The following is a 17,938-nucleotide window of genomic DNA, read 5'->3' as shown; positions in this document are numbered from 1 at the left end:
AACCTCCCTTTGCTTAATTAGGCGCTATTTTGGCAGAAAATAGCGCCATTGTCTGTGACGAAGGAAGAATTTGAGCTCCGTTCAGTAGGTTAAGCCCTTCCCTTCGGCGCAAGCATAACGGCCTGACGCAGGGCTTCCATCAGGCTGGCTTCGTCAGCGATGCCTTTGCCAGCGATGTCGAAGGCGGTGCCGTGGTCGACCGAGGTACGAATCACCGGTAGGCCGATAGTGATGTTGACGCCGTCGGCGATGCCCATCACCTTGATCGGGCCGTGGCCTTGGTCGTGGTACATGGCGATCACCACGTCGAAGTCGCCGCGCGTGGCCCTGAAGAACAGGGTATCCGCGGGTAGCGGGCCTTCCACGTTCCAGCCCTTGGCCTTGCAGGCGGTAATGGCAGGAATGATTTTGGTCTCTTCTTCGCCGTAGCCGAACAGGCCGTTTTCGCCCGCGTGCGGGTTAATGGCGCAAACGCCGATGCGCGGGTTTTCGATGCCGGCGCGGATAAGCGTTTCGTGGGCGCGCCCGATGGTGCGTTCTACCAGACCCGGTTCGATTTTGGCGATGGCGTCAATCAGGCCGATGTGGGTGGTGACGTGCACCACGCGCAGGTTCGGCGCGCTCAGCATCATCGATACTTCCGGCGTACCGGTAAGGTAGGCCAGCGTCTCGGTATGGCCGGGGAACTTGTGCCCGGCGAGGTACATCGCTTCCTTACTCAGCGGCGCGGTGCAGATGGCCTGCGCCTGACCGGCTTTTACCAGCTCGACGGCCTTCTCGATGAAGCGATAGGATCCCTCGCCGGCCTCTTTGGAAACCTGACCAAACGGCAGCCCGGCGGGGATAATGTCCAAATCAATACAGTCGATGGTGCCAAAGGTGAAAGCCGCGCCTTCCGGCGTTTTCAGGCTGTTAATGACGAGGTCGGACTTAAGCAGCTTTGCCGCTTCCTGAAGCCTTTTTGCGTCGCCAATTACCAGCGGCCGGGCCGTTTCGTAAACAGAGCGATGGCTTAAGCTCTTCACGATAATTTCAGGGCCAATACCGGCTGCGTCTCCCATAGTGACGGCAATAACGGGACTTAATGTTGATGCGTTAGGCATATTAAACGTTTCCTTTTAACAATATGAAACTGGGCATAATTTTACCAAAACTTGCTCTTTACTGGCGCTCGCTCAACGCATGAATGCGCTCAAGGCAGCGGGGCAGCGTGTTCTCGCCGCCGAATGCGCCTGCCTTAGTAACGACCGGCGTGCGGACCTGCCCAATCGACAGGCCGAGCGGGATGCCGCTTTCCACTTCTTCGATAAGATCGAGTCCGTTGACGCCAAAGTGGTTCAGCAGGGCGACCGCAGTGTCGCCGCCGGTGGCGATAAGCCCGCCGACAACGTCGGCCGCCGGGCGCAGCGAGGCGGCCAGGCTGTCCATCAGGCGAGTGCCTAAAGTGAGGTCGGGCGATTCGGTCAGCGCGACCTCAACCAGCACGTCCTGCCCGCTGGCGAGGTCGGCCAGTACCGAGGCGGTTACCGCGTCAAGCCGGGATTTGTCGTCTGCCAAAATGACGTCCGGGCCGATAAGCGCATGGCGCACTTTACCGGACTCAACCAGACGTTGCGCTGAGGCGCGCGAGGCTTCGGCCAGGCTGCCGACGGCGATCAGCACGCCGCCTCGTTTTGCCTGCAAGTTTAAAGAAAGGCTATGCGTGGCCTTGTTTTCCTGCCGGGCGAGCGCGGCGGCGAGGCCGCCTGAACCGACCCAAAACAGGTGCTGTGCGCGCGGCAAAGTCGCCGCGGCGATAATATCCAGATCGTCTTCGCTGGCGGCGTCGCATACCAGCGCCGCCAGGCCCTTGCTTCGGGCTTCATCAATGAGACGACCCAGTTCCTGCGCGCCTTGGCGCACGCAGGCGAGAGAAACGGCCTCGGCGGGCAGGCCCGCCTCGGTTAAAATTGTCGGGATGTGGGCGCTTTCGTAAGTATGATCCCGCGCCCATAGCGGGGTAGACTCCAGCGGCTGCCCCTGAACCAGCACGGCGCCGCCTTCGGTGGTGCGCCCGGTACCGGGGAAGGCGGGCGTGACGATAACGAACGCGCCAGCGCCTTTTTCTTTAAGAAAATCGACGGTAGCTACCAGTTCGGCGGCCGGCTGGCCGCGCAGGGTTGAGTCAACCTTTTTGTAAAGCAGCGTATTGGGTGACCAGAAGCGCTCAAGCGCTTCCCGGTGGGCCGAAGCGGCTTGCGCCGCCGTCAGGGCCCGGCTTTCTATATTGGCCGACACGACGGGCGCGCTTGAGTTACCTTCTCCCCAACAGACCGCTGCGGGCGTTCCCACCTTGGTGAAGGCGATTGCGCAGTCGGCGGCGCCGGTCAGGTCGTCGGCGGCAATGAACCAGTTAGATTGCATAGCGTTTCTCCTAAATCACGCGCTGTGTGTCTATATCATCTTATTATCGTGTCGTAGTACTTATTCCGGATCCGGCAGATCCTTCGGCGCACCGAATTTCTTCGCACCCCACGCGGTAACCAGCGGCGTAAGAATAGCCGTCACTACCACACAGGCGGCTACCAGCGCCGTTGCGTGCTTGGCGGCTTCCGCATAGGCCGGGTTCGAGGCGGCGACTATCGCCGGTACGGCCGCCGCGTTACCCGCCGTCGAGGCCGCGGCAAGCCCGGCTACCCCCGTTCCGCCAGTCAGGCGATCGCCGATAAACAGAGTAAAGCCGGTGACGACAACGACGCCCACGCCCAGCAGGACGCCCATCAGGCCCGCCTGCCAGATCTTGGTCAGATCGAGGCCAAAGCCCAGAGACAGTGCGAAGAACGGGATCATGACCGGGCTGGCAACCTTAAGGAAGTCGCGCATTTCACGGTCGAGGTTACCGATAAGCATACCGAATACGAGCGGCAGAATAGCGCCAACCATCGTTTGCCACGGGAAGGCGGAAAGGCCGGCCAGGCCGAGCGTGACCATGGTCAGGAACGGGCCGGACTCCAGACACATGATGGAGTAGGCGCCGATGTCGCGCGGCTTGCCGTACTGGCCCATCAGCGCCATATACAGGCCGCCGTTGGTGTCGTTCAGCGCGGCGACGACTGCCAGCGTCGACAGGCCGTAGAACAGGCCGCTGTCGATCGGCGCTTCGCCGAGGAATTGGCCTAACACGATACCGATAATGGCCGCGGTACCGATCTTCACGCCAAATAGCGTTCCACCTTTCTTTAGAATGTAAGGAGTCGCTTTAATGTCGATGCTTGCGCCCATACACACGTAGAAGACGGCGAGAATGCTTAACGAGCCGTTGAACAGAGCCCCGGTGAAGGAACCGAAGTAGGTTGCCGTCTGGGGGAAGAAAGTTGAAATGAACGCTCCGGCGAAAAGCGGGACGACCATCATGCCTCCCGGTACGGCTTCTATGGCGCGTTTAATGCGGATTTGGGCCATTTATATCTCCTTGAGTTGCGTGGTTTGAGCGCATTGAGTGCGTTCTTTGAGCATGACTCTAGTTTTTTTTATAAAAGTGCGCAAATAAATTGTTCAAATGCGTGATCTACGCAAAAAATTGCATCATGCGCAATTTTATAAATAAGACTTAAGTCTACGATTAGTAAGAATTTAAGTGGTATTGGTCTTTTTTGATAAAAAATAAGCCCTGTGGAAAAGATAGCGCCCAGATTTAGCCATAGCGCTTTTTTGCGCATTTTGATTAACGAAGTCGATTGGTCTGCATTGGGGGGATGCGCGGTACGTCGTTCGGTCAGCGATCTCAAAACGTGGCGCATCCACCAGAAAATCGGGCTGCGCCACGGTAAATGATATGAGGCTATTTAAACAGGCTATCTCCGCTCTGGTATTGAAGGCCGGGATGAGCGTCAAAGCGAACGACGCCGACGGCGGCTTTACCGTCAACCGCCCGTTTTACTTCGGCTACGCCTTCAGTGCCGAACCCGCCGCAGAGTTCGATAGCGACGATGCCTTCGTCATTGACCAGTTTCTTAGCCAGCTCGCAGGCCGCACGGTAGTCGTTTACCGCACAGGTGGTGACGCTCACGCTGTCGGTGCTGACTTCGCTGCGGTGAATGCTGGCGTTCCCTTCCGGGCTTAAAAATAGAAAAGCGGCTTTAAGCGACATAGTGACTCCTTATTGTTTGAACTTAACGTTAATCGTCGGGCGCAATGCGCCTCTGACGTCGTTCAGCTTACGTTTTGGCGTGAAGGAGTATTGTAAAAATGCGAACGGAAGTTGCTTTCCTGAAGAAAGCGGGAGGGCGTATCGCCAATAAAGAAGCGGAAGTCTTTAATGAAATGAGACTGGTCGTAATAGCCGTATTCCAGCGCTGCGCTCAGATAGTCCTTTTGTCGGTGTAGCAGCAGGTGGCGGGTGAGCTGTTCTACGCGGATGATGCGCTGAAAGTGCCTTGGCGCTACGCCAAAGTGGTTTTTAAACGTTTTTTGGAAATAGCGTTCGCCAAAGCCTGAAAGCTCAACGAGATCGCGCTGGGTTATGTGGTTACACTGGTAATACATTCGGCGAGCGGCTTCATCCAGCCAGACATGGCGCTCTTTTCTGTTTAGCGTCAGCTGGCGAAGCAGAAAGCGCTCAATCATTTTAACCTTATCGTCTACGCGAGGCGTTTCCCAAAGCCTCTGTTCCAACTCGGCGGCGCTTTTCCCCCAAACCTCTGGCGGGCTAAGGCTGACGTCAATCAGTTCGGTTTCGGCCAAAGGGCAAAAGTGGCGCAGCGCGCCGGTGCGAAAGCGGACGGCGATAAAGCTTATGGGGGCGTGGGCGTGGAAGCGAAAGGCGGCGTCTCTGGGCAACAGCAGCGCGCTGGTTTTACGCTCGCTTTCTTTGCTACCCGGACGCGTGATTTCTACGGGCCGCTGATAGAAAAACATCTCCCCGCCGCAGCCCGGCAGCAGCGGCGGCAGGTTGGCTTCTTCCTGCCACGACCAGTAGCGGCTGATATAGCCGCGAAGCAAGGGGGAGGGATAGAGTTCGGTGAGCTTCATCCGTGGTCTGCTGTCTTCTTTATTCCATTTCAGCCATAAGTAGCATATTTAGCGCGCGACTGAAAGCGGCGCGCCGTTCACCGCCCTTGAGCGACCAGCCAGGTTCCTATCACCAGTAAAACGGCGCCGGCAATCGGGGCAGCAAGGCGAGAAAGGTCAACTTCGTCGCTTCTAACGATGTCCATCACCAGCCCGCCGACGAGCTGGCTGGCGACCAGCAGGCTGATGGTCGCGGCGGCGCCCAGATAGCGGTAGCCGCTGATGCTGGCGAAGACGAAAAACGCGCCGAGGAGGCCGGGAATAAGCATCCACCAGTGGAGGTTCATGAAGACGGCCTTAAAGCCGGACGCGCCCTCTTTGCCGATAAGCAGCGTGGAAATAAGCGTAATGCCGACCAGCGCGTTTAAAAACATAGCGACCAAAACGGTGGACGATGAGAGCGTGATGCGCACCATCAGCCAGTTTTGAAAAACCAATCCAATGCCGGCGGCGATGGCGAGGGCGATGACGAGTCCCTGATTCATTTAGCGGGCTCCGGGCCGTCGCGTTCATCAAGCCGCAGCAGCATAAAGGTTAAATCCAGCCAGCGGCCGAACTTTGCGCCGACTTCCGGCATGCGCGCCGTTTCGATAAATCCTAACTGACGATGCAGATACAGCGACGCGGCGTTTTCGGACTCAATGCCTGCAACCATCGCGTGCTTGCCGAGGCTACGGGCGATCTCTATCAGGCGGGCCATCAGCGTTTTTCCAATGCCTTTTCCGTGATGATCCGGGTGAACGTATACGGAGTGTTCTATCGTATAGCGATAGCCGTCAAAGGCGCGCCAGTCGCCGAAAGAGGCAAAGCCTACGACGCGTCCGTCTTGTTCTGCGACGATAACCGGATAGCCTGCGTTCTGTCTTTGCTGCATCCAGGCAATACGATTGGGCGCATCAACTACGCTGTCGTTCCATATGGCCGTTGTGTTCAGCACCGCGTGATTATAGATGTTGGCGATGTCCGCGCAGTCCTGTTCCTTTGCATCACGGATAAGCATATTTTTTACTCTTTGATTTCCACTATAGTGATATGCCATTATTAATATAATGGACAATCTAAATCAACAAATCTGTGCAAGAATCAAAATCGAGCGAGAAGCCCGCGGTTGGTCGCTTGCCGAACTGGCTCAGCGCGCCGGCGTGTCTCGTGCGATGGTGTATAAAATCGAACGGGGGGAGAGCAGCCCTACGGCTACGCTGCTGGGCCGCCTGTCCGGCGCGTTCGGCATCAGCATGTCTACGCTGATTGCCCGCGCTGAAATACGCGAAGGCAGGTTGTTGCCCCGTGAGCACCAGCCCGTCTGGTGCGATCCTCAAAGCGGCTACCTGCGTCGCCACGTTTCACCTCTGTCGGAATTTCCTCTGGATATGGTTGAAATCGAGCTTCCGCCGGGAACAGATATCCCTATGCCCGCCTCCGCTTACCTAAACTCTCACCACCTTATCTGGGTGCAGCGTGGAGAGCTGGTGTTTATCGAAGGGGATGCGCGGCATGAAATGGGCGCTGGGGACTGCCTTGAACTTGGCCCGCCGAACGACTGTGCGTTTAAAAATGAGAGCAAGGACGTCTGCGTTTATCTGGTAGTGCGGTTTAATGGGCAAAAGGCTGCTGTCGTCTGATTTTCATTGTCTTGCTTCCATTCGTTGCGCCATTTATAACGATATAACGCTTTCGAACGCCGTTTCTTCCTGCCGGGATTAGGAGAGGGGGGCATCTCTTGCCTGGGCGGGCGCCAGGAATGGAGCAAAGTAGCTATATGGTAAGAATTAATTGCCTTTCTAGCTCATCTGCCGTGCGGCATGCCTAGGTTGTCGTATAACTCAAAGCGTTCATCACTACTATCAACGCCTTTCTTTATGCTCAGATACTTTTTATTAATGAATTCTATATCCTGTGCTTTTTCTTATAAATAAAGTGGCCTTCACGTATTACGGTCGGGTTTTCTGAAGTGTTATCTGATTTCCTAAAATCTAAATGGGTTGTTGTTTTTGTTATTGTGGATATATGTAACGTTAATGCCTTGTTTTTATATTATCCTCGATCTTTTCTATTCATTTTTTGATATAAACAATATTTAATTTTGTTTATATTGTTTAATTGATATTTTCAGTCTTAAAAGGTTGTTTGATCAGGTTAAATCGATCTATTATGTTGCTTGGTGAGGGTGAGACTATCCTTATTGTCTTTCCTTCTACCTCCGTTTTTTGCGGGTTTTAGTATGCACAAATGGAGTTTTAATACGTGTATATTTCGGCGGCTAACTCATTTATATGAGTTGCTGTTCGGCCTGTTTGTCATTTTTTATCACGTAGGAAAAAGTACGTCCATCGTATTGTTAGGGTGATATATGGCAAGGAATGCATACAGATTAATGGCGGCGCCGGAGTGTAAATACTGCGGAAAAAACGACCGAGTGTGTAAGCACGGGCGAGGAAAAAGCGGTTTGCAACGCTATCGCTGTGAAAATTGTCAGCGGACTTTTCAGTCCAAATACATATATCAGGCTTATCAGCCCGAACTCCGGCAGGAAATTATATCCCGCTACCTTACCGGGGAATCCGTCTTTGAAATAAGCCTAGGCGTAAAAGTCAACGCCGAGACGGTAAAGCGCTTCCTGCATCAGGAGCAGCTTATTCATACCCCTTAATTCAAGGATTGGCGCCAATAAGAGGAGCCGCAATAAAAGGAATTTACATCATTAACAACTCTTTTCTTATCCCCAACTTAGTCTGACGCCGACTCCATAGTGGGCTATGGGGCTTTGTACGTCTCTGAGCGACGAATTAAAGGCGGACGGCCAGGCAGGGAGTTCGCACACCTTTTGATGTTTGAATCAATACCGTAGATGGACACTAAAAATGAATAAAATATACCGCATCATCTGGAACAGTACGCTAATGCAGTGGGTGGTCACCTCCGAGCTGGGTCGGGGAAAAATCAAGCGCGCTGCCAACAAAACGTTGGCCGCAGTAGCTCTGGGACTGTCGTTGGTTTCAGCAGCACAGGCCAGCAGCTGTAACTCCGTCACAATGGTTTGCGATCTGGACAGCAACTGGTCGTTTTCGACCAATAATTACGGCGCGGGATCGGTGACTATCTCGGACGGGCAGAGCTATCGCGTAAACGGGCCTTCTTCCTACTCTTCTGCATCGGGCAGCTATATCACCTTTAGTACGATAAATCAGATGATTGCCGCCGGATATATAAACGCGGCACCGCTTCCCGCTGGCGAAATCCAGGTTAATTTAGGTTCTAAAAGCAAGAATATTACGGTTATCGATCCTATTACTAATTCTTCTAAAGTCGTCTCGGTTTATGACGCCACGGCTTTTAAGGAATTTGAAAGCGGCTATTCCAACGGCGGTTTTGGCATGGCTAAAACCGGCCCGGTGGACGTCTACTACCAAACCCGGTTTGCCACCGTCACGTCAGGGGCGGCCGATATTTATGCCGATGGGGTAAACTTTATCGGCGCACACAGGGATACCCAGTTAGTTTACGTCGATAGTACGTCGACCAACCAGTCAGCGGAAGCGACTTGGAACTCAAAAAACTCGGTCTCTTTTTCTACTGAACCCGACTATTCCGCGTCGTCAGCCCAAACTCAAACTGCGGTAGCGAGAAAAACGACCTATAAGGGAAGTTTTTCTGCTTTTGACGGCAGCTCCGTCGCCGTGAACTCCCTTGGCGATCTTAAAACCTACAACGACTGGTTGACGGCTAAAGTGCAGTCCGGTGCGCTTGCTGCGAATCAATATGATGTCGAGCTGTCGAAGGCTTACACTACCGTCGCCACCAACTATACGATCAATAAAGTGCCAGCCGGTGTGGATCCGATACTCACCCTTCCCGCCAACGTAGTGACGGTATTTATGGCCAACGGTGACAAGGCGACGGTGCGCCTGTCCGAAACCGGCAAAATTAGCGGCGATATTCGCGGGCCGGGCGTTGGCGTCATTAACGCAGGCGTGTTCAGGTTGCTCAACGGCGCGACGGGCATTAATGATGGCGAAATCGAAACGACTCACTATACGGCTACCGTTTTATCGGGCTCTCATTTTCTCAATAACGGTACGTTGACGACGGGGACTCCCAACAGTGGAGTGTCTGGATTTGGCGTTTATGTATCTGGTGCGGACAGCCTGTTTACCAATAGCGGCATATTGAACGTGTCCCCAGCTTTCTGGAGCGCAACGTCAAATGGTGGCGCAATGGGGATCTCCACGCTTAACGGGGGGCGGGCCGTCAATAACGGCACGATGAATATTGGCATTACCGCCGGTAATAAGGGCAATGCGGTTCTGGGCTACGTATACGGTGCGCGAATTGACAATCAGGGCAGCTTTACCAACGGCGCTAACGGCGTGATGTATATCGGCAGAGCTAAAGACGGCAGCGACGTTTATGCTGCTAATAGTTCCACCGCCATTCGCGTTAATGGCGGTACGATAGGGACAGTTGATAACCAGGGTGAAATTGTTTTAGGTTCGATGGCCGAAGGCGCGTTTGGCATTCTTGCGGTGAGCGGCGGTTCGCTGGATGTGACTAACAGTGGCGCCATCACTCTCTTGGGCGATGGCGGCGGCGGGCAGTTTATTCCTAAAGAAAACGTCGGCATTCAGGCGCAGAGCAACGCTAAAGGACTCAAAAATACGGGCCTGATTGATATTCAGGGCATCAATGCCATTGGCATCAAGACATTAAGCGGAGGGCAGGTAAGCTCAACCGGCCAGATTAATATCACCGGCGGCGCCGATCCGTCCACCGGCCTGCGTAACTACGGGGCTTGGTCTGAAGGGGCGAACTCGCTGGTCGACATCTCGGGCACTGTCAATTTAAAAGGCAATGGCGCGATTGGCGTTCACGCCCGTAACCAAGGCTCGATCGGTCTGTCCGGCAACGGCCAGGTGACCTTTGCCGACGGTGAGAATCAGATTGGCTATTACGTTTACGGCACGGGCTCCAAAATCACCAACACCAGTTCCGGTACTCAGGACGTTACCACCAATAACTCTACTTTGATGCGTCTTGACGGCGGGGCGTCGTTTACCGGTTCGGCGGCGGCTACCTCTACGATGTCCGCTTCGGGGGAGGGCTCGACCGTAATTGTCGCTACCGGTAACGGTACGACGGTGGATTCCGGCGGCATGACGGTTAACGTCAACGGTAAAAATGCGACGGGCTTTCTGGTGGAAGGCGGCGCTACGGGGACTATTGGCTCAACGGCCACCATTAATCTGTCTGGCGTTGGGGCGATAGCAGGGATTGCCGACGGGCAGGGCTATGACCTGACCGGCGCTGAGCGGGTGATGACTGACGCTGAAAAGCAATCTACTAAGCTGACTGCCGGTGCGGATCTTAGCTCGTCCCTTGACGGCGTGGTGGGCTATATCGCTCGTAATCTGGCGACGCTTACCAACTCTGGCAACATTACCTTCAGCGGAACGGGAGCCACCGGTATTCAGGTCGAAGAAGGGGCGGTTGGCGCTAACAGCGGCAATATCACTCTAGGCGGTGCGGGAAGCGTTGGTCTGTCAGCTTCAGCCGCGACGTTGGCAACCCGCCTGAGCTCAACGGGCAACATTATCCTTAACGGCGACTGGGACGGTGCGAACGACGCGACCCGGGCTACCGGCGTCATGGCCAGCGGCGGCCAGGTGAAAGTGACCATTGGCGACGGCGTCAACGCGGCGGCGGTTAGCCTCAACGGGGCCGGGACGGTCGGCGTTCACGCCTCTCAGGGGAGTAAGGTTACCCTCAATGACGGAGTGGCGGTCAACTTCGACAGCGCTAAATCCGATCAGGTTGCTTTCTGGATAGACGGCGCAGGTTCCGCAATAGAGACCCTGGCGGGCGGTACTCAAACCCAAGTAAGCGGCGACGGAGCGACGCTGTTTTACGTCACCGATGGAGCGACGATGAACGGCGACCTGAATCTGAAGCTTACCGGCAAAACCGGCAGCGACAAGGTGACGTCAGGCATTCGAGTCAGCGGTACGGGTTCATTGGCTACGCTTGCCGGCGGCAGTCAATTAACCATTGGCACCAATGCCACTGGCGTGCTGGCGGAGAACGCTGGACAGGCAGTGATAGCCGCCGGCGCGGCGTTTAGCGTCAGCGGCGACAATGCGGTGGTGGGTAAAGCGACAGGAGCGGGCAGTACGGTAGAGAACCATGCCACCGTAACCTCGCTTACCGGCAGTTCCGGTTCAACCGCCTTCCTGGCGCAGGACGGCGGTACCATCAACAATCAGGGCAATATCAACCTGTCTCAGGGCGGCGGCCATACTGCGATAGATCTGGATAACGGCCACGTGGTCAACACCGGAGACATTCAGGCCAGCGGCACGGCCATTCATATCAAAGGCGCTGACAGCACCATCAGCAATTCCGGCACTATCGAGGCGGTAAACGGCGTGGCGGCGATTCACGTGGACGCGGGCGCTGGGCTAAATCTGAGCGCGGTGTCCGGCAGCGGTACAATCGTAGCTAAGGGCACTGCGGACGGCATTTTGCTCGATACCGGCGCGCTAAGCCTGAACGTCGCCAACACGATTATCGATATGAGCGACGCCTCGGCCAGCGGTATCGGCATTCACAACGTGGCGGGGATAGAAGGAATATCGTTGGACAACACCCACATTAAAGTGGGGGGGACGGGTATTGGCATCAAGACCGGCGCGTCGTTAGCGAGGACTAACTCCGGCACGATTGACGTCACCAACGGCACGGGCATCCTGTACCTGAACGAGAACGGCAGCGCGGTAGCCGCTAACTTGGACTTCTCTGATTCAGCGAATTTGACCATTAACGTGAGCGGCAGCGGTATCGGCGTGAAGGCGACGTTGGACGGTAACGACCGCGAGGTGAACACCGGCGCGAGCGTTAATGTACTTAGTGCGGCGGGCGGTTCGGCAATAGACGTGAGCGGCGCGAAGGCGGTGTCTAACTCGGGCAACCTGGTATCGCAGTCGACGGTCAGCTCCGGCAACGTGCTAAATGTGCATGATGCGTCCACTATCAGCAACAGCGGCACCATTCAGGCATCGTCGTCATCCATTGCAGCTATCGCGATGAGCAATTCCGGCAATAAAACCTTCACCAACACCGGTACCATCGTAGGTAAGCTGGACTTCACCAGCGGTAATAACGCCCTTAACCTGAGCGGCGGCTCGATTGACGGGAATATTCTTGCCAGCGGCGGCGCCAACGTGCTGAAGGCGACTGGCGGTTCGACGCATGCCGGTGACGTGGTTCTGGCGGGCAATCAGGTTAACACGGTTGAAGTGAAAGAGGCCTCTACGCTGGGCGACCTGACGATGAGCGGCACGGCCAACCACCTTGTGACGGTGAGCGGAGGCTCACGCTTGGGTAATTTAACGCTGGGCAACGGTGACAACACGCTGACCGCCAGCGGCGGCGCGACATTGGGGGATAGCCTGCTGGGTGACGGGGATAATACGATAACCCTTAGTGACACCACTGCCGGAGGCGTGGCTGCAGGAAACGGCAACAGCCTGCTGACGCTGGCGACGGCGGTGCTTAGCGATATCGCGCTTGGTCACGGCGACAACACCGTCAACGCCTCGGGCGCGACGACGATGAACGACGTGACGTTCGGCGACGGTGATAACGTACTGACCCTGACAGACACGGCGGTCGTTAACGGTTCGATTGCCGCAGGGGCAGGTAAAAATATCGTCACGCTGTCTGATAATGCTCACCTCAACGGCTTTGTCGGTGCGGCAGGCGGCGAGCATCACGTCACGGTGAAAGACGGCGCCACCTTCGACACCCTGGATGCGGGTACGGGCGGCAATGCTGACAGCCTGACCTTCGACGGCGCGGACTATACGCTGGCCAATACGGCAGACGTTCAGCACTTTGACCGGTTGAATCTGGCGAATGGCGCAGCTTTTACCACCAACCAGCTTATTCAGATGGGCGATACCGCCACGTCCTCGGGGCAGATTGCCATTGACGGGGCGTCTTCACTGGTGCTGAACCCGGCGTCTACCTATACCCTCAATCATGCTCTGAGCGGGACTGGTGTCGTTGACGTGCAGTCAGGCACCGTCTTTGACTTCGGCGCCAACGTCGGCGCGCAGTTTGCGGGCACGGTGCAGATGAACAGCGATGACTTTGCGCTGTCGGGCCTTAACGCCACGGCGTTGACCAAAGCCATCCTGTCGGTGATGGGCAATAACACCACCACCGTGGGCAGCGGAGTACAGACCATTGGCGGGCTGACCTTTAGCGGCGGTACGGTGGACTTCGGCGTGAATATTCCAAACGCGTCGGTTGCGGCTAACCGCATTGCGGCGACGTCACTTGACGCCAGCGGCGTCGGTAAGGTGATGATTAACCACAGCAGCTTTGACAACGCCGCGCCGGCCATCCCAAATCAGACCAAAGGGCTACTGGACCAGCAGGTCGAGACGCTGGTGCAGCTGGCTTCAGCAACGTCCGTCACCGGCGAAGGGGGCAACCTCCAGCTGGTTGACGAGAGCGGCAGCGCTATCACCAACGCCACGGCAACTGACCTGTTACAGAACGGCGTACATGCGGCGGACGCCTACTACGACTACCGCCTGACTACCAAAGATAATGGCGGGACGGCCAACGGCCTGTACGTGGGCTACGGCCTGACGCGTCTTGAACTATTGACCACCGGCAGCAGCCAGTTGGTTATCGATACGGCTGCCAGTAACGAAAAAACGCTGTCGGCCAAGGTAACCGGCAGCGGCGACCTGGGGATTATCGCGGGTAACGGCGCAGACGCGCTGACCCTAAGCAATCTCGACAACGGCTACACCGGTAAGACGGACGTTCAGAGCGGTACGTTGATAGTAGGCACTGACAACGCGCTGGGGCAGACGTCCGAGCTTGCGCTGGCGGCGGCCACCACCGTTAATCTGAGCGGTAAGACCCAGACCATCGGCGCGTTAACCGGCACTGCTGGTTCAACCCTGAACTTTAGCGGCGGCAGCCTGACCTTGACTAACGGCGGCGCGTCGTCCGGTACCTTAACCGGCAGCGGCAACCTGACTGTCGCAGGCGGAACGCTTGCGGTGACTAACGCCAATACCGGCCTGAGCGCAACGACGACGGTGGATGTCGGAGCCGAGGCGCTGCTTAAGGACGTACAGTCTTTAGGCGCAGGTAGCGTGGTAGCTAACGGCGACGTGACGCTGGATAACGCCGACGGTACTTTTGCCAATGCGCTCAGCGGTAGCGGCGCGCTGAACAGCCACAGCGGCAGCGACGTGCGCCTGAGCGGCAACAACGGCGGCTTTAGCGGCATCATGGATATCGATGCGGCCTCCACGCTGACGGTCAGCGAAACCAAACACCTCGGCGGGGCCAGCGGCATTCAAAACGCTAATCAACTTGTTGTCGATAACGCGCTTTCGATGACGCTGAACGCTATCGTCAGCGGGACCGGCGACCTGGTTAAACAAAACGCGGACACGCTAACGCTGAATGGAACCAACGTTTACTCCGGCAAAACCGACATTCAGGCTGGCACGGTGGCTATCTCTGCCGATGCCAATTTGGGCGACGGCTCCGCCACCAACCTGACGGTGCTTAACGGCGGCAATCTGCAAATCACGGCAGACCTGACCAGCGCGCGTAACGTAACGCTGAATCAAAGCGGCAGCGTTATTGTTGACGGCGGCGTAGCGGCCACCATGAACGGTTGGGACGACCTGGGCAACGGCGCCAGCGCCATCACTAAAGCGGGCGATGGCACCCTGATTTGGAATGGCGACAACAGCGCCAATACGGCGAACGTCAACGTGAATAGCGGTACTCTGCAAATCGCTGAAATGGATAATTTGGCGAGCGGTACCGGTACGGTGAATCTGGGAGCAAGCGGTACCTTATCGGTGCTTAAGACCGCAGCCTCCGATCTGGACTTTACCCGCGAACTTACGGGCGGCGGCATCCTGAAGGTCGATTTGGGTAGCGGTACGAATGACTTTACTTTCAATGCCAGCGCTTCAGGCGGCAACTTCAGCGGGACGGTGGCGATGGACGACGGCCGCTTTGTGCTGGACGCTAACGCGGATGCCGCGATGGGGTTGGCGACGCTGCAACTCAACGGTTCGGGCAGCAAGCTTGGCAGCATGAAGCTTGACGGTTCCCACGCCATCGGCGGGCTGGTGATGGACGGAGGCCAACTGGAAGTCGACTACAGCAGCAGTGATCATCGTCCAGAGGGGCATCTGACGGTCGACAGCCTTGACGTAACCGGCGGCGGCACGCTTGCCGTCACCACTCCGGCCAATCTGCCAAATCCTCTGCCCGTGACCGGTACATCGCTGTTTGACCAAGACGATGAGGTACGTGACCAAATCGTGGCGGCGACTACGGTCAACGGTGACGGTACGCAGCTGGCGCTGACCCAGACAGACGGAACGCCGGTAGCGCCGGACACGGTGGTGGGGCTGGTACAAAACGGTATTACAGCGGGCAACGCTCATTACAACTACTTTGGTGCGGTGAGGAGCGACGGGCTGTATCTGGGCTACGGTTTGACTCAGCTGGATGCCTTTGCCGGACAGTCGGTGATCTTGAGCAACGCAGGAGCAACGGATAACAAGCTTGGCGCGAAGCTTACCGGTGACGGCGGCTTTACCGTCAACGCCACGGGTACAGTGCGCATCGGCAACGCGGCCAGCGACTACCAAGGAGCTACCGACGTTAACGGCGGTACGGTGGTGCTGATTACCGACAACGGCTTTGGCCAGACGTCGAGCCTGAATATGCAGAGCGGCGCGGGCGTGGACCTCAACGGCAACGCGCAGACGGTGGGGCAGCTTAATTCCACTACCGGCTCTGTGCTTAACCTTAACGCGGGCGAGCTGACCGTAAGCAACGGCGGTATGGCAGCGGGTACTCTGACGGGCGGCGGCCAGCTGACTCTGACCGGCGGAACGTTAAGCGTCACTCAAAATAACGGCAGCCTGACGGCGGCCACCGATATCCAAAGCGGCGCGACGGCAAGGCTGACCAAACCGCAGGGGCTGGGGTTGGGCGACATCAGTCTGGCAGGCCAGCTTAATCTGGATACGGCCAGCGGCACGCTGTTCAACAACCTCAACGGCGGCGGAGAAGTTCTACTGACCAATGCCGCTGACGTGTATTTGGGCGGCAACAGCCAGAACTTCGACGGTAACTTCACTACTACGGCGGGGACTACGCTAACGGCTACCGCTGCCGCCAATCTGGGTGACGGCACGGTGAATAACGCGGGTTCCTTTGTACTGGAAACTGACAGCCTGTGGACGTTGACCAATGCGGTAAGCGGCAGCGGAACGGTGGTCAAGCGCGGTACAGGAACGGTCATTATTGATGGAGACAACGTTCAGGCCGGGTTGACGTCTGTAGAAAATGGCGTGCTGCAGCTGGGCAACGCCGCGGCAACCGTCGCCAACCTTCAGAGTCACGTTACCATCGGTCAGTATGGCGCGTTGGGCGGCTACGGCACGGTGACGGGCAACGTGACCAACGCGGGTAATCTGGTTATGGGCCACGCGCTGACCGGCGCGGGTCAGGGTACGTTCACCATTGACGGCGACTATGTAGGCAACGGCGGCACGGTAATATTCAATACCGATCTGGCGGGAGACAGCTCTTCCACCGACAAATTGATGATTACCGGCAATACCAGCGGTTCCAGCAAAGTATCGGTGGTCAGCGCCCGGGGAGAAGGGGAACAGACTGAGAACGGCATCAAGCTTATCGAGGTGCAGGGGGCATCTAACGGAACCTTTGCGCTGAGCGGCCGCGCAATAGCCGGAGCCTACGAATACTTCCTGTATCAGGGGGGCGTAACCTCGCCGGACGACGGCGACTGGTACCTGCGTTCGTCGCTGTACTCACCGGATCCGGATCCGTCCATCTACCGCCCGGAGGCAGGGGGCTACATGGCCAACATGGCGGCGGCCAACCGGCTGTTTACGCTGCGGCTGGCGGACCGTGAGGGCAGAGCGGAGAACTCCAGCCTGTGGCTGCGCCAGGCGGGCAGTCGCCAGAGCTATCACGACAACAGCGGACAGTTGAATACCTCGACCAACAGCTACGTGATACAGGGCGGCGGCGAGTTCTTTGGCGCCAATACCTCCGACACCGGCCGCGCCGGGCTGGGGGTGATGCTGGGCTACGGCTATGCCAAGAGCAAAACGGATTCACAGAAGACCGGCTATCGGGCGGACAGCTCGGTGAAGGGCTACAGCACCGGCCTTTACGGCACCTGGTATCAGGACGCGGTAACGCTAAACGGCGCGTACGTGGACAGCTGGGTGCAGTACAGCTGGCTGGATGCGGAGGTGAGTGGCCAGCAGGTGGCGAGCGAGTCGTACGACATGGACGGCTTCAGCGCCTCTATAGAGGCGGGCTACCGGATGCCGGTCTACGAGAGCGCCAACGGACGGGTTTACCTGACGCCGCAGGGGCAGGTGACCTGGAGCGGGATAACGGCGGACACGGTGCGTGAAGCTAACGGCACCAGGGTAACGTCGAGCGGGGATAACAACGTGCAGACGCGGCTGGGCTTGAAGGTGTCGCGAGACGGCGTGAGCGATGTCGACAAGGGCAAGGAGAAGCTGTTCACCGTCTATGCCGAAGCGAACTGGCTGTACAACAGCGAGCAGGCGGGCGCGACGATGGACGGGGTGACGGTAAGCCAGGCGGGCAGCCGTAACGTGGGCGAGCTGAAGCTGGGGGCCGAGGGGCAGCTGAACCGCAATCTGAACCTGTGGACCAACGTGGCGCAGCAGCTGGGCGACAAGGGCTACAGCGATACGGCGGTGATGCTGGGGGTTAAGTACCGGTTCTAGGTTATCGGCAATGTGATAAGTAGAGAGGGAAGGCGGGGCGC

The 17,938-nt window shown here is 57.1% G+C and carries 9 protein-coding genes and 1 pseudogene; 3 read left to right on the top strand and 7 right to left on the bottom strand.

From position 1 onward, the window contains the following. Positions 1 to 89 precede the first annotated feature (89 nt). From pdxA to V8L73_RS17980, 7 genes are all read right to left on the bottom strand, one after another. Positions 90 to 1,103, bottom strand: coding sequence for a 4-hydroxythreonine-4-phosphate dehydrogenase PdxA (gene pdxA / locus V8L73_RS18010; RefSeq protein WP_347253640.1), 1,014 nt, complete (start codon positions 1,101 to 1,103; stop codon positions 90 to 92). 58 nt (positions 1,104 to 1,161) lie between these two features. Beyond that, positions 1,162 to 2,403 (bottom strand): four-carbon acid sugar kinase family protein, encoded by a 1,242-nt coding sequence (locus tag V8L73_RS18005; RefSeq protein ID WP_347253639.1) that lies wholly within the window; start codon positions 2,401 to 2,403, stop codon positions 1,162 to 1,164. Positions 2,404 to 2,463: 60 nt separating this feature from the next. Next, entirely contained in the window at positions 2,464 to 3,432 is a 969-nt protein-coding gene (locus tag V8L73_RS18000; RefSeq protein ID WP_261832181.1) for a 2-keto-3-deoxygluconate permease, read from the bottom strand. 388 nt (positions 3,433 to 3,820) lie between these two features. Further along, positions 3,821 to 4,129 carry a DUF6506 family protein gene (locus tag V8L73_RS17995; protein WP_027275079.1) on the bottom strand — a complete coding sequence of 103 codons (309 nt, stop codon included), beginning with the start codon at positions 4,127 to 4,129 and terminating at the stop codon, positions 3,821 to 3,823. A 62-nt stretch (positions 4,130 to 4,191) separates the two neighbouring features. Further along, on the bottom strand, positions 4,192 to 5,010 hold the full coding sequence (locus tag V8L73_RS17990; protein ID WP_347253638.1) for a helix-turn-helix domain-containing protein: 819 nt from the start codon (positions 5,008 to 5,010) through the stop codon (positions 4,192 to 4,194). Between the two features lie 77 nt (positions 5,011 to 5,087). Then, complete coding sequence (locus V8L73_RS17985; protein WP_027275077.1) at positions 5,088 to 5,534, bottom strand: DMT family transporter; 447 nt, start codon at positions 5,532 to 5,534, stop codon at positions 5,088 to 5,090. After that, positions 5,531 to 6,049 carry an N-acetyltransferase family protein gene (locus V8L73_RS17980; RefSeq protein WP_347253637.1) on the bottom strand — a complete coding sequence of 173 codons (519 nt, stop codon included), beginning with the start codon at positions 6,047 to 6,049 and terminating at the stop codon, positions 5,531 to 5,533. Before V8L73_RS17980 ends, V8L73_RS17985 begins: the two co-directional genes overlap by 4 nt. A 49-nt stretch (positions 6,050 to 6,098) precedes the next feature. Here V8L73_RS17980 and V8L73_RS17975 point away from each other — a divergent pair, with 49 nt between their 5' ends. The 3 genes and pseudogenes from V8L73_RS17975 to V8L73_RS17965 all read left to right on the top strand — a co-directional run bounded on the left by V8L73_RS17975 (position 6,099) and on the right by V8L73_RS17965 (position 17,897). Next, on the top strand, positions 6,099 to 6,671 hold the full coding sequence (locus V8L73_RS17975; RefSeq protein ID WP_036024105.1) for a helix-turn-helix domain-containing protein: 573 nt from the start codon (positions 6,099 to 6,101) through the stop codon (positions 6,669 to 6,671). Between the two features lie 752 nt (positions 6,672 to 7,423). Further along, positions 7,424 to 7,568, top strand: a pseudogene (locus V8L73_RS19930) (IS1/IS1595 family N-terminal zinc-binding domain-containing protein); the annotation flags it as partial. Positions 7,569 to 7,910: 342 nt separating this feature from the next. Continuing rightward, the gene (locus V8L73_RS17965; protein ID WP_347253636.1) at positions 7,911 to 17,897 is read left to right on the top strand and encodes an autotransporter outer membrane beta-barrel domain-containing protein; all 9,987 of its coding nucleotides are present in this window, start codon (positions 7,911 to 7,913) and stop codon (positions 17,895 to 17,897) included. Positions 17,898 to 17,938: the final 41 nt, after the last annotated feature.

It is taken from the genome of Leminorella grimontii (assembly GCF_039789245.1).
GTDB classification, from domain to species: Bacteria; Pseudomonadota; Gammaproteobacteria; order Enterobacterales; family Enterobacteriaceae; genus Leminorella; species Leminorella grimontii.
Note: the sequence above shows the minus strand (reverse complement) of the source record. Positions and strands in the feature narration are given on the sequence as shown.